Source organism: Klebsiella sp. 64 (assembly GCF_018223915.1).
GTDB lineage: Bacteria > Pseudomonadota > Gammaproteobacteria > Enterobacterales > Enterobacteriaceae > Klebsiella > Klebsiella pneumoniae.
In genome coordinates this window covers 1-11618 of sequence record NZ_JAGRQZ010000001.1, presented here as the reverse complement: position 1 = coordinate 11618, position 11618 = coordinate 1, and the positions used below count along the sequence as shown (strand labels likewise).

The 11618-nt window shown below is 62.6% G+C and carries 11 protein-coding genes and 1 pseudogene; 6 read left to right on the top strand and 6 right to left on the bottom strand.

The genetic code is table 11. The features are described from left to right. Positions 1-25: 25 nt before the first annotated feature. From spy to KHQ23_RS00035, 6 genes are all read right to left on the bottom strand, one after another. On the bottom strand, positions 26-511 hold the full coding sequence (spy, locus tag KHQ23_RS00060) for an ATP-independent periplasmic protein-refolding chaperone Spy (protein WP_014907781.1): 486 nt from the start codon (positions 509-511) through the stop codon (positions 26-28). A gap of 343 nt (positions 512-854) precedes the next feature. Continuing rightward, positions 855-1820, bottom strand: a complete 966-nt coding sequence (gene astE / locus KHQ23_RS00055) for a succinylglutamate desuccinylase (RefSeq protein WP_032434358.1) — start codon at positions 1818-1820, stop codon at positions 855-857. 9 nt (positions 1821-1829) lie between these two features. Further along, complete coding sequence (astB, locus tag KHQ23_RS00050; RefSeq protein WP_004179412.1) at positions 1830-3155, bottom strand: N-succinylarginine dihydrolase; 1326 nt, start codon at positions 3153-3155, stop codon at positions 1830-1832. After that, positions 3152-4630: a succinylglutamate-semialdehyde dehydrogenase gene (astD, locus tag KHQ23_RS00045; RefSeq protein WP_004151922.1), complete on the bottom strand. Its 1479-nt coding sequence runs from the start codon at positions 4628-4630 to the stop codon at positions 3152-3154. The genes astB and astD overlap by 4 nt, the downstream gene beginning before the upstream one ends. Next, positions 4627-5661 (bottom strand): arginine N-succinyltransferase, encoded by a 1035-nt coding sequence (astA, locus tag KHQ23_RS00040; protein WP_002901491.1) that lies wholly within the window; start codon positions 5659-5661, stop codon positions 4627-4629. The genes astD and astA overlap by 4 nt, the downstream gene beginning before the upstream one ends. Next, on the bottom strand, positions 5658-6878 hold the full coding sequence (locus tag KHQ23_RS00035; RefSeq protein WP_002901489.1) for an aspartate aminotransferase family protein: 1221 nt from the start codon (positions 6876-6878) through the stop codon (positions 5658-5660). Before KHQ23_RS00035 ends, astA begins: the two co-directional genes overlap by 4 nt. Positions 6879-7316: 438 nt before the next feature. On the opposite strand from KHQ23_RS00035, the gene xthA reads away from it, so the two are divergent. From xthA to KHQ23_RS00005, 6 genes and pseudogenes are all read left to right on the top strand, one after another. Then, positions 7317-8123: an exodeoxyribonuclease III gene (gene xthA / locus KHQ23_RS00030; protein WP_002901486.1), complete on the top strand. Its 807-nt coding sequence runs from the start codon at positions 7317-7319 to the stop codon at positions 8121-8123. 213 nt (positions 8124-8336) lie between these two features. Then, a complete protein-coding gene (locus KHQ23_RS00025) occupies positions 8337-8993 on the top strand; it encodes a TVP38/TMEM64 family protein (RefSeq protein WP_004140389.1) in 657 nt (218 codons plus the stop codon). Continuing rightward, positions 8980-9690: a TVP38/TMEM64 family protein gene (locus tag KHQ23_RS00020; protein ID WP_004190827.1), complete on the top strand. Its 711-nt coding sequence runs from the start codon at positions 8980-8982 to the stop codon at positions 9688-9690. The genes KHQ23_RS00025 and KHQ23_RS00020 overlap by 14 nt, the downstream gene beginning before the upstream one ends. Then, entirely contained in the window at positions 9687-10247 is a 561-nt protein-coding gene (locus KHQ23_RS00015) for a carboxymuconolactone decarboxylase family protein (protein WP_004176519.1), read from the top strand. Before KHQ23_RS00020 ends, KHQ23_RS00015 begins: the two co-directional genes overlap by 4 nt. A gap of 2 nt (positions 10248-10249) precedes the next feature. Then, the gene (locus KHQ23_RS00010) at positions 10250-11428 is read left to right on the top strand and encodes an ABC transporter substrate-binding protein (RefSeq protein WP_032434356.1); all 1179 of its coding nucleotides are present in this window, start codon (positions 10250-10252) and stop codon (positions 11426-11428) included. Then, a pseudogene (locus KHQ23_RS00005) lies at positions 11401-11618 on the top strand (thiamine ABC transporter permease); the annotation flags it as partial. The gene KHQ23_RS00010 and the pseudogene KHQ23_RS00005, both read left to right, overlap by 28 nt.

Here is an 11618-nt window from a genome sequence, read left to right as displayed (position 1 = left end):
GGCGGTCTTGATTCAGTGCGCTACATTATTCAGCAGGTGCAGGCATTTTACCTGCCGGCGCGTTGCGTTCTGTCAGATGCTTCTCAAAATTAGCATTGAACTGTTTTTTCTGCTCTGGGGTCAGAATGTTGTAGATCTTGTTCTGCGTTTCCAGGCGGGACAGCGCCATCGCTTTATGCTGCGCTTCCATCTTATCGATCTGCGCTTCCGCCTTCGCCTTATCGAAGGTGTCGCTGGCGATCAGATCGTGCATCGCGCGGCGTTCTTCAAGGGACGGACGTTTCATATTTTCGCGCTGGCTCTTCATGATGTCGCGGATCTGCTGCTTCTGCGCATCGGTCAGGTTCAGGCCTTTAAACATCATGTCATGCTGACCCGGGCCGCCTTTATGATGCATCATCATCGGCTTGCTGTCGCTCGGCGCGGTGGTGGTTTCGGCGGCGTGTGCCAGGTTAGCCGCGCCCAGAGCCAGAGTAGAGGCAACAAACAGTGCAGTGAGTTTCTTCATCATTCAATCCTTACTTTACGTTATTCTTACGGCGCGTTGCCGTGTTGACGAGATTAACTTTACGACGTTAATCGTCAATTAGTCAGAGCAAGAGTAAAACAATGAAAGTGTAAAAAACAGTTTCTCGCCAATTATGGAGAAAATAAGGAATTTAGCCGAAGAATTGCAATAAAAAATAAATAACTTACTGTTTTGCAGAGAAATTATGGAGAGTATAAAGTAGGGAAGATTAAAAACAAAGCATTTTACCAGGAATAATCTGCAAATTTACACTGGAGCACAAAAAAATAAGATGGCGAAAAAAGACGCGCGCAATAAAGCAGGCCGCCCGGCGGACGGCTTGCCCTCAGGATAATTTCTCCAGCATCAGGCCGGCGCGCAGTCCTTTCGCCACCGTCGGGTTAGGAAACAGAACATACTCCGGCTCAGGCCCCACCACATACCGCGTCTCGCCCTCCTCCGCCAGCAGCGTGCCGGGTTCGAAGGGGGTGAAGTTCAGCGTCTGATCCGCCATATGTAAGCGGAAATCATCGCTATGGCGGGTTAGCTGCTGTACCACCCGGTAGCGCAGCGGCGCCGGGGCGTCGGCAATGGCCAGATCCCCCACCAGCAGCCGGGAGAGCGCCCGCTGGACGGCGGCAAACTGCGTCAGATCGTTTTCCCCCAACGGCAGCGCTTTGCCCAGCTCAAGGGTGCAGGCCAGCGCCGCGAACCGTTCGCAGCTGAAGTGGGTGAAGGTCCCGCCGGGCTGGCGATGAAACACCAGCGCATCCAGCCCGGCGCCGCCCAGCCAGTGAAGAAAATCCTCCTCCCACGGCGTATCGCGGGCCGGGAGCACGCCGAAGCGCGGATGTAGCGACCCGCGGATCGCGGTATGCAGATCGAGGTGCCAGCGCGGGCCATCGTGGTCGCGATAAAAGCGGGCCACCGCCTGCTCCAGCCGCTGCGCCCGCTGCGTCTCCTCACTGAGCGGAAACTGCCGCCAGCGCTCGCCAAACATACGGTTCATATCGCTGTGCAGATAGCGCTTATTCGCCCGCAGCGCTGGTGGGTTGCCGACGATCACCAGCAGCCGCCAGCGCAGCGGGAGCGCCTCCCGGACCAGTCGCTGCACCAGCTGGTCGACTATCTCCACCGGCGCCGTTTCGTTGCCATGAATGGCGCAGGAAAGTACCAGCCCGCGCTCGCAGCGCGCATGCGGCGTCAGCTCAAGGATCCCTTCCCCGAGCCAGTGCCAGCGGAAATGGGCCGTCTCGCCGTGAAAGTGATGGGGCAATCGCCCCGCCAGGGTTAATGCCAGAAAATGTTCCACCGCGCCCCCTTATTGCTGAAATGGATAAACCGAACCGAGCTGCAGGATCTGGGTCAACCGATCCAGCGCGTCGCGCCCTTCCCGCAGCAGCTGCGGGTCGGCGAGGTCGGCCTGGGTGAGACGATCGCGATAGTAGCGATCCACCCAGTCATTGAGGGTGGCAAACAGCGTATCGTTCATCAGGACGTGCGGATTGACCGCCTGATACTCCTCGGCCGTCAACACCACCCGCAGGCGCAGGCACGCCGGACCGCCGCCGTTGGCCATGCTCTCGCGCAGATCGAACACCCGCAGGTCGGCGATGGGGTTATCCCCGGCCAGCAGCTCATTGAGGTATTCCCACACGCCGGCATGCTCCTGCGCTTCCTGAGGCAGGATAAGCGCCATGCTGCCATCCGCCCGGCTCACCAGCTGGCTGTTGAACAGATAGGTGGCAACCGCCTCTGCCACCGAGACCCGGCTGGCGGGAACCACCAGCGGCGTAAAACCCGGCACCCGCTGCGCCAGCTGCTGGAGAAGCGCGGTCTGGTCGGCAAAGGCCTGCTCATGGCAGAACAGGACCTGACGGTTGCTCACCGCGATGACGTCGTTATGAAAAACCCCCGTGTCGATCGCCGCCGGATGCTGGCGGGCGAAGATCAGCTGGCGGGGATTGACCTGATTGAGGCGCGCTACCGCCTGGCTGGCCTCAAGGGTTTGCCGCGCCGGATAGCGACGCGGCGCCTCCTCGCTCCCCCGGCGGCGGCCATAGACAAAGAGCTGGACGCCGGGAGCGCCATACTCGCCGCCGAGACGATTATGGTTCGCCGCCCCTTCGTCGCCAAACCAGGCCGAGGCGGGCAGCGCCGGGTGGATAGCAAATCGCGTGCGGTCGGGGAAAATCGCCTGCAGCAGCGCCTCTGTAGTCGGTGCTTCGCTGGCGCGGTGGAATTTATCCTGCAGATTCGCCACCGTCAGATGCACCAGGCCATCCAGCGAATCGGCGGAGGGACACACCGTCGCCGCGTTCGCCACCCACATCGCCGAGGCCGAACTCACCGCCGACAGCAGATCCGGCTCCTGCTGCGCCACCCGGGCCACCACCTGCTCATCGCTGCCGCTAAAGCCCAGCTGGCGCAGAAGCGGCACGTTGGGACGCTCCTGCGGCGGGATCACCGCCTGCGGGTAGCCAGCGTCGGCGAGGGCTTTCATTTTTTTCAGCCCCTGCTTTGCCGCCAGCTGCGGGTTAGACACCCGATAGCGATGCCGGGTGGAAGCCTCATTGCCAAAGGAGAGCCCGGCGTAGTGATGGGTCAGCCCGGGCAGACCGTCAAAGTTGACTTCGCGGGCGGTCATGACGCCTCCCCGGCCAGAAAGTCGAGCCCCGGGCTCAGGCTGGCGGGCAGCGTCAGGGTCGGCGATTCAAGGCTGGCCATCGGCCAGGCGCAATAATCGGCGGCATACCAGGCCCCCGGACGATGGTTACCGGACGCCCCGGTGCCGCCGAACGGCGCGGTACTCGCCGCCCCGGTCAGCGGTTTGTTCCAGTTAACTATCCCTGCCCGCGCCTCGAGCAGCAGTCGATCGAACTTCTCCCGTTCCGGGGAGATTAACCCACAGGAGAGGCCGAAGCGGGTAGCGTTGGCTAAGGCAATCGCCTCCTCGAACGTGTCGTAGCGCCAGACCCCAAGCAGCGGGCCAAACACCTCTTCATCCTCGACATTGGCCACGTCGCTCATGTCGACAATCCCCGGCGTTAGCAGCGACGTCCCGGCCTGCAATAACCGCGGCTCCAGCAGGGTGACCGCGCCAGCGGCGACCCGCTGCAGCCAGGCCTGATGCACTTTCTGCGCGGCTTGTTCAGAGATAAGCCCGCCGAGAAACGGCTGCGGCTCGGCGTCCCACGCCGCCGGGATCAGCCGTTGGCTCACCGTCACCAGCCGGGAGAGGAAGGCATCGCCCGCCTCTCCGCGTCGGACCAGCAGACGCCGGGCGCAGGTGCAGCGCTGGCCAGCGGTAATAAAGGCGGACTGGATGGTCAGATGCACCGCGGCATCCACGTCCCGCGGATCGTCGACGATCAGCGGGTTATTGCCGCCCATCTCCAGCGCGAGGATCTTCTGCGGTTGCCCGGCCAGCTGGCGATGCAGATGAAAACCGGTGGTTGAGCTGCCGGTAAACAGCAGTCCGTCGATATCCGCCTGGCCGCTGAGCGCCTCGCCGGTTTCCCGACCGCCCTGCACCAGGTTGAGCACCCCGGCGGGCAGGCCGGCCTGCTGCCATAGTTTCACCACCGCTTCGCCGCTGCGCGGGGTGAGTTCGCTGGGTTTAAAGACCACGGTATTGCCCGCCAGCAGCGCCGGCACGATGTGCCCGTTCGGCAGATGGCCGGGAAAGTTATAGGGGCCAAACACCGCCAGTACGCCGTGCGGCCGGTGACGCAGCGTGGCGGCGCCGTCGGGCAGGTCGCTGTGCTGTTCGCCGGTGCGGACGTGGTAGGCCTTCACCGAGATCGCCACCTTGTTGATCATCGCCGTCACTTCCCCGGCCGCCTCCCAGCGCGGCTTTCCGGTCTCGGCGCCGATAACCGCCGTCAGCTCCGCCTTACTGGCTTCCAGCAGAGCGGCAAACTTTTCAACGATCGCCTGACGGGCGGCAAACGGCAGCCGCGCCCAGGACGGGAACGCCTGGCGGGCAGCCGCCACCGCCTCGGCAACCTGCCCGGCATCCGCCGCCTCGCCCTGCCAGACAACCTTCAGGTTAACCGGATCCTGTTTACTGAAACCTGGCCCACGGCCGGGCCGCCACTCGCCGTTAATCCACAGACTCATGCAGTTTTCTCCTCAGGGATCAGGCGCACCATGCGCACCTGGTCGCCGGCATGACACTTCAGCATATCCAGTTCGCGGGCGCTGAGGGTCAGGGTGTCGCCATCCGGATCGGCATGCACCAGCAGAGCGCGGAACTGGTGATACTGTTCATTCGCCACCAGGCACAGCGGCCAGTCACCGGGCGGGGTTTCACCTGCCTCGGTAGTCACCAGACGGCTTTTGCGGATCGCCCGCACCCGGTCGATGTCGCACTCCAGAGTCGGGCCGCCGTCGAAAATATCGATGTAGTTCAGGTAGCGGAACCCCTCTTTCTCCAGCACCGTCCGGGCCGGGGCGGTCTGCGGATGAACCTTGCCGATCACCGCCTGTGCCTCAGGGGAAAGGAAATCGATATACAGCGGATGCTTGGGCATCAGGGCGGCAATGAAAGCCTTCTGTCCGGTGCCGCACAGGTAGTCGGCACGGGAAAACTCCATGGCGAAAAAGCGTTTGCCCAGGCTCTCCCAGAACGGCGAGTAGCCCTGCTCGTCAATCACCCCGCGCATCTCGGCGACCACCTTCTCATTGAAGCGCTCGCGAAAGGCGGCCATAAATAAGAAGCGTGATTTCGACAGCAGATAGCCATTGCCCTCTTTGCGCCACTGCGGGTCGAGGAACAGGGTGCACAGCTCGCTGCTGCCGGTATGATCGTTGCTGAGAAACAGCGTCGGCAGCGCCTGATAGACGTTGAGCTCCTTCGAGGCATGGACCTGGGTGCCGACCCGGTAGTTATACCAGGGATCGTTGAGCCCCACCGCCACCTCGATCGCGCAGATGCCCACCACCGCGCCGCTTTCGCTCTCCTCCAGCACAAAGACATAGCCCTGCTCGCTTTTCGGTAGCTCGCCGCGCCAGGTCTGCTGCGAGCGGGCGATCCGTGCCGCGAGGGTCGCTTCATCCACCGGCAGCGAGGTCAGCCCGCCGCCGGTCTCCGCTGCCAGCTTCAGCAGCCCGGGCAAATCGCCCGGCTCCACCGGTCGAATAACCATCATGATGAGACTCCTGCCACGAAACGCGCGCAGGCCCGCTCGACGCGATCCAGCCCGCTGTTCACCTCTTCTTCACTGACGTTCAGCGCCGGCGCGAAACGCACCACGTTGGCGCCGGCGATCAGAATCATCACCCCCTCTTCCGCCGCCAGGTTACTGAGGGTTTTCGCCTTCCCGGCCCAGGCGTCGTTTAGCACGCAGCCGAGCAGCAGTCCCAGGCCGCGGATCTCCTTGAACAGGCCATAGCGGGCGTTAATTGCCTGCAGGCGTTCACAAAACCACTGATGGCGCTGTCTGACGCCGGAGAGCACTTCCGGGGTGTTGACGATCGACAGCAGTTCGCCGGCCACCGCCCCGGCCAGCGGGTTACCGCCGTAGGTGGTGCCGTGGGTGCCGACGGTCATCACGCTGGCGCAGGCCTCTGTCGCCAGCAGCGCGCCAATAGGGAAACCACCGCCCAGCGCTTTGGCGGTGGTCAGCACATCGGGCGTCACGCCGTAGTGCATATAGGCATACAGCTCGCCGGTGCGCCCGACCCCGGTCTGCACTTCATCGAAAATCAGCAGGGCGTTGTGCTGGTCGCAAAGCTGACGCAGGCCGCGTAAAAACTCGACGCTGGCCGGCACCACGCCCCCTTCGCCCTGCACCGGCTCGACGATCACCGCGCAGGTCTGGTCATTGATTAAGGCCTTTGCCGACTCGAGATCGTTAAATACGGCATGCTGGATCTGCGGCGGCAGCGGGGCGAAATCCCGGGAATAGGCCGGCTGACCGCCCGCCGAGACGGTGAACAGCGTCCGCCCGTGGAAAGCGTTCTGAAAGGCGACGATGCCACTTTTCTCGCTGCCAAAGCGATCGTGGGCATATTTACGCGCCAGCTTGAGCGCTGCCTCATTGGCCTCGGCGCCGGAGTTACAGAAGAAGACCCGGTCGGCGAAGGTAGCATCGATAAGCATTTTGGCCAGACGCAGGATCGGCTCATTGGTGTAGCCGTTGCCGGTATGCCAGAACTTGCCGGCCTGGTCGGTCAGGGCTTGCACCAGACGCGGATGGGCATGCCCCAGCGCGTTCACGGCGATGCCGCCGGCAAAATCGATATACTCTTTGCCCTGCTGATCCCACAGCCGTGACCCGGCGCCCCGCACCGGAATAAACGCCGCTGGCGCGTAGACCGGCATCATCCATTCATCAAAGTGGTTACGCGTAATTGACTGAGACATATCGACCTCTTCCGGTAAATTAAAAGTAGCAATAATGTTAATAAATATGAGTTATTACGCTGTAAATGTAGATTGCACGGTTCGTGCCAGCCAGCGATAAAAATGCATAAATCGGATGAGATAACGCAGAATCAATGAGTTACAGCTGAACGCTATTCACATAAAATGCATATTTAGTGAATAAGTATCCGACAAAGGGGGATAAACAGTTATTAAAGAAGATAAATTATGCAACGGTAAGATATAATTCTGTAATTGTGATCCTCTGCGAAATTTATCGTAGCTATTTGCCCTTTTTTGGCGCGGCATGCCCGCAAAAGGGGCACCCACGGCACGCTCATGCGCAGCGATTGGCAGAATGACGCATCCGGTGGCAGCCAGCCTGGCGAATTTCTGCTACCATCCCTGCACTATTCACCTTGCACAGTGGCAGCGACTATGAAATTCGTCTCTTTTAATATCAACGGCCTGCGTGCCCGCCCACACCAACTGGCCGCCATCGTCGAAAAACACCAGCCGGACGTGATTGGCCTGCAGGAAACCAAAGTTCACGACGACATGTTCCCTCTCGAAGAGGTCGCCAGGCTCGGCTATAACGTCTTTTATCACGGGCAGAAAGGCCATTATGGCGTCGCGCTGCTGACCAAAGAGACGCCGATTGCCGTCCGCCGCGGTTTCCCGGACGATGGCGAAGAGGCTCAGCGCCGCATCATTATGGCGGAGATCCCGTCGCCCTTCGGCAACGTCACAGTGATTAACGGCTATTTCCCGCAGGGTGAAAGCCGCGATCATGAAACCAAATTCCCGGCCAAAGCGGCGTTCTATCAGAATCTGCAGAACTATCTGGAGACCGAACTCAACAAAGAGAATCCGGTGCTGATCATGGGCGATATGAACATCAGTCCTACCGATCTGGACATCGGTATCGGTGAAGAGAACCGCAAACGCTGGCTGCGCACCGGCAAATGTTCCTTCCTGCCGGAAGAACGGGAATGGATGGACCGCCTGCTGGGCTGGGGCCTGGTGGATACCTGGCGTCAGGCTAACCCCGACAATCATGAGCATTTCTCGTGGTTTGATTACCGCTCCAAAGGCTTCGACGATAACCGTGGGCTGCGCATCGATCTGCTGCTGGCCAGCCAGCCTCTGGCGCAGCGCTGCGTGGAAACCGGGATCGATTACGAGATCCGCGGGATGGAAAAACCGTCCGACCACGCGCCGGTGTGGGCCACCTTCCGGCCATAATTCACGCCCTTCTCTCGCCTCCCGCTGTGCGGGGGGCAGAATTTCCTGAGCAAAATCAACAAAGCGACGGTAAACCATTGTGACGGTCGTCGGAACAGGATACTGTCGCGCGCACTTTTTGATGTCCACCGCGTCCAGACTGTACAGGAGCACCTCTCATGCAAAAGAAGCCGTCATCCGGCCATTGGTAAAGGGCTGGGACTTCTCGCGCTGGTGGCCACGCTGGCCGTTATCAGCCACCGCGTCGGTCTCCACGATCTGCTGACTCACCTGCATCTGCTTCAGGACACCCTCCGCCATCAGGGCGCCTGGGGATATCTGGTCTATGCTGCGCTGTTTATCATTGCCACCCTGTGTCTGATCCCCGGCAGCCTGCTGGTGATCGCCGGCGGGATGCTCTTCGGCCCGCTAACAGGCTCCCTGCTCTCGTTTGCCGCCGCCACCCTCGCCTCTTCGCTGTCGTTTTTAATCGCCCGCTGGCTTGGGCGCGATCTGCTGCAGCGCTATGTGGGCCATACCACCGTCTTTCAGGCGATTGAGCGCGGTATCGCCCGCAGCGGCTGCGATTTCCTGATCCTCACCCGCCTGGTGCCGCTCTTTCCCTACAACATTCAGAATTACGCCTACGGCCTGACGGCGATCCGCTTCTGGCCCTTTACCCTGATCTCGGCCGTGACCACCCTGCCGGGTCTGGTCATCTATTCGGTGATGGCCAGCGAACTGGCCCGCGAGGGGGTGACCCTCGCCTTCGCGCTCAAACTGAGCCTCGCCGGCGGGCTGCTGTTTGCCCTGGTGCAGATAGGTAAACGGTTTGCCCGCGCCCGTCGCGTGGCGGCGTGCAGTGAGGAGGTGCGCCATGACCCAACCTGATCGCCGTCACCTGCGCCGCGCCCGGCTGGCCCTTGCCGTCGTGGTCGCCGCCGCTCTGGCCGCCTGGCTGTGGTTCCCTGGCGGGCGTACCTTTCTGCAGCAGAGTCTGACGGCGTTAGCCTCCCTGGATCCGCAGCAGGTCAGAGGGTTTATCGCCGCCTGGGGGCCGCAGGCCGCGCTGGTCTCATTTGCGCTGATGATCCTCCAGGCGATCGTCGCTCCGCTGCCGGCTTTCCTGATTACCCTGGCGAACGCCGCCCTGTTCGGCGCCTTCTGGGGCGGGGCGCTGTCGTGGTTCAGCGCCATGGCTGGGGCAGGGCTTTGCTTCTGCATCGCCAGAGCGCTGGGGCGCGAAGTGGTGGAGAAACTCACCGGCCGCGCGGTGCTGCGCAGTGCCGACGGCTATTTCACCCGCTTTGGCCCGCAGACGATCCTGGTCTGCCGCCTGCTGCCGTTTGTCCCGTTTGACCCGGTCAGCTATGCCGCCGGACTAACCTCGCTGCGCTTCTGGCCCTTTATGCTGGCCACCGGCGTGGGCCAGCTCCCGGCGACTATCGTTTATTCCTGGGCCGGGAGTCTGCTCACCGGGGGTACCTTCTGGCTGGCCACCGGGCTTTCGCTGCTTTTTGCCCTGGCGGTGGTCATCTCTATCGCCAAAAATATTTACCGTGAACGTCATAAGAGATCGTCGCCATGAGCTTACCCCCGCTGGATTCTGTCCCCCTGATCCTTCGTCCGCAGGCCTGGCTGCACCGCCGGCATTACGGCCAGGTGCTGAGCCCCATTCGCTGGTGGGGACGGATCCCATGGCTGTTTTACCTGGTTTCGCTGTTCGTGGGCTATATTGAACGCCGCCGCTCGCCGCTGGATCCGGTGCTGCGCTCGCTGGTCAGCGCCCGCATCGCCCAGCTGTGCCACTGCGAATTCTGTATCGATATCACCAGCATGACCCTCGCGGCGCGGAGCGGGAGCCAGGACAAGCTGCTGGCGGTCGCCGACTGGCGCAGCAGTACGCTGTTCAGCGAAAAAGAGCGCCTGGCGCTGGCCTATGCCGAAGCCGCCACCCAGACGCCGCCGGCGGTGGATGATGCCCTGCGTAGCGCGATGGCCGCGCATTTTGACGCCCGGGCGCTCACCGAGCTGACCGCCCTGATCGGCCTGCAAAATTTATCAGCGCGGTTCAATGCCGCGATGGCGATCCCGGCTCAGGGGTTGTGCCAGATACCCACCTCTTCCTCGCAGAATAAGGAGTAACGATGCGCCGTTTGCGTGATTACAGCCTCTGTCTGTGCCTGCTGCTGCTCTGGCCGCTGGCGGTTAATGCCGACGACAGCTGGCGGCAGATTCAGACGGAAGCCCGCGGACAGACCGTCTGGTTTAACGCCTGGGGCGGCGACCCGGCCGTCAATCGCTATCTGGCGTGGGTCAGCGAAGAGGTCAAACGCTATTACGCAATCGACCTGCGTATTGTGCCTGTCGCCGACGCCGCCGACGCAGTGAAACGCATCCAGACCGAGGCGCAGGCCGGTCGTCGCCAGGGCGGGTCAGTGGATCTGCTGTGGATCAACGGCGAAAACTTTCGCACGCTTAAGCAGGCCAACCTGCTGCTCACCGGCTGGGCCGAATCGCTGCCCAACTGGCGCTATGTCGATCTGCAAAAGCCGGTACGGGAAGATTTTTCAGTCGCCACCGAGGGCGCGGAGTCGCCGTGGGGCAGCGCCCAGCTGACGTTTATCGCCCGCCGCGGACAAACGCCGCAGCCGCCCACCAGCCCGCAGGCCCTGCTGGCCTTCGCCAGAGCCCATCCGGGCAGCGTAACCTACCCGCGGCCGCCGGACTTCACCGGTACCGCCCTGCTGGAGCAACTGCTGATCGCGCTCACCGACCAGCCAGCCGCCCTGCGCCAGCCGCCGCAGCCAACGACCTTCGCGGCGGTCACCGCCCCGCTGTGGCGCTATCTCGATGCGCTGCACCCGGCCCTGTGGCGGGCGGGCAAGGATTTCCCGGCGTCGCCGGCGCGGATGGACGCCATGCTCAACCAGGGCACCCTCCGCCTGTCGCTGACGTTTAACCCGCTGCACGCCCGGCAGAAAGCCGCCAGCGGCGAATTACCGACGGACAGCTACAGCTTCGGCTTTACCGCGGGGACCCTCGGCAACGTCCATTTCGTTACCATCCCGGCTAACGCCCGCGCTGTCGCTGGCGCCAAAGTAGTGGCCAATTTCCTGCTCTCCCCTGAGGCGCAATTGCGCAAGGCCGATGCCGCCGTCTGGGGCGATCCGAGCGTACTGGATCCGCAGCGTCTGCCTGACGGCCAGCGCCAGGCGCTGGCGGCAGCCCTGCCGCAGGATCTGCCGCCGGTGCTTGCCGAGCCTCACGCGGCATGGGTTGACGCGCTGGAGCAGGAATGGCTGCGCCGCTACGGTACCCACTGATCCTGCTGGCCTGGGGGGCGATGGCGGCGATCTATCTGCCGCTGCTCCCCGCCGCCGGAGAACTGGTGGGCGCTGCGCGCTTCCCGGCCCACTGGCGGGCGCTGTTCGCCGACCCGCAGCTGGGCCAGGCGCTGGCCGCCACGCTCGTCTCCACGCTGTTATCCGTCGGCGGCGGGGAGCAGCGGCAGAT

Coding starts and splice junctions, on each gene's coding strand:
- spy (WP_014907781.1), bottom strand. CDS start 511: ATGATGAAGAAACTCACTGCACTGTTTGTTGCCTCTACTCTGGCTCTG.
- astB (WP_004179412.1), bottom strand. CDS start 3,155: ATGACCGCCCGCGAAGTCAACTTTGACGGTCTGCCCGGGCTGACCCAT.
- astD (WP_004151922.1), bottom strand. CDS start 4,630: ATGAGTCTGTGGATTAACGGCGAGTGGCGGCCCGGCCGTGGGCCAGGT.
- astA (WP_002901491.1), bottom strand. CDS start 5,661: ATGATGGTTATTCGACCGGTGGAGCCGGGCGATTTGCCCGGGCTGCTG.
- KHQ23_RS00035 (WP_002901489.1), bottom strand. CDS start 6,878: ATGTCTCAGTCAATTACGCGTAACCACTTTGATGAATGGATGATGCCG.
- xthA (WP_002901486.1), top strand. CDS start 7,317: ATGAAATTCGTCTCTTTTAATATCAACGGCCTGCGTGCCCGCCCACAC.
- KHQ23_RS00020 (WP_004190827.1), top strand. CDS start 8,980: ATGACCCAACCTGATCGCCGTCACCTGCGCCGCGCCCGGCTGGCCCTT.
- KHQ23_RS00015 (WP_004176519.1), top strand. CDS start 9,687: ATGAGCTTACCCCCGCTGGATTCTGTCCCCCTGATCCTTCGTCCGCAG.
- KHQ23_RS00010 (WP_032434356.1), top strand. CDS start 10,250: ATGCGCCGTTTGCGTGATTACAGCCTCTGTCTGTGCCTGCTGCTGCTC.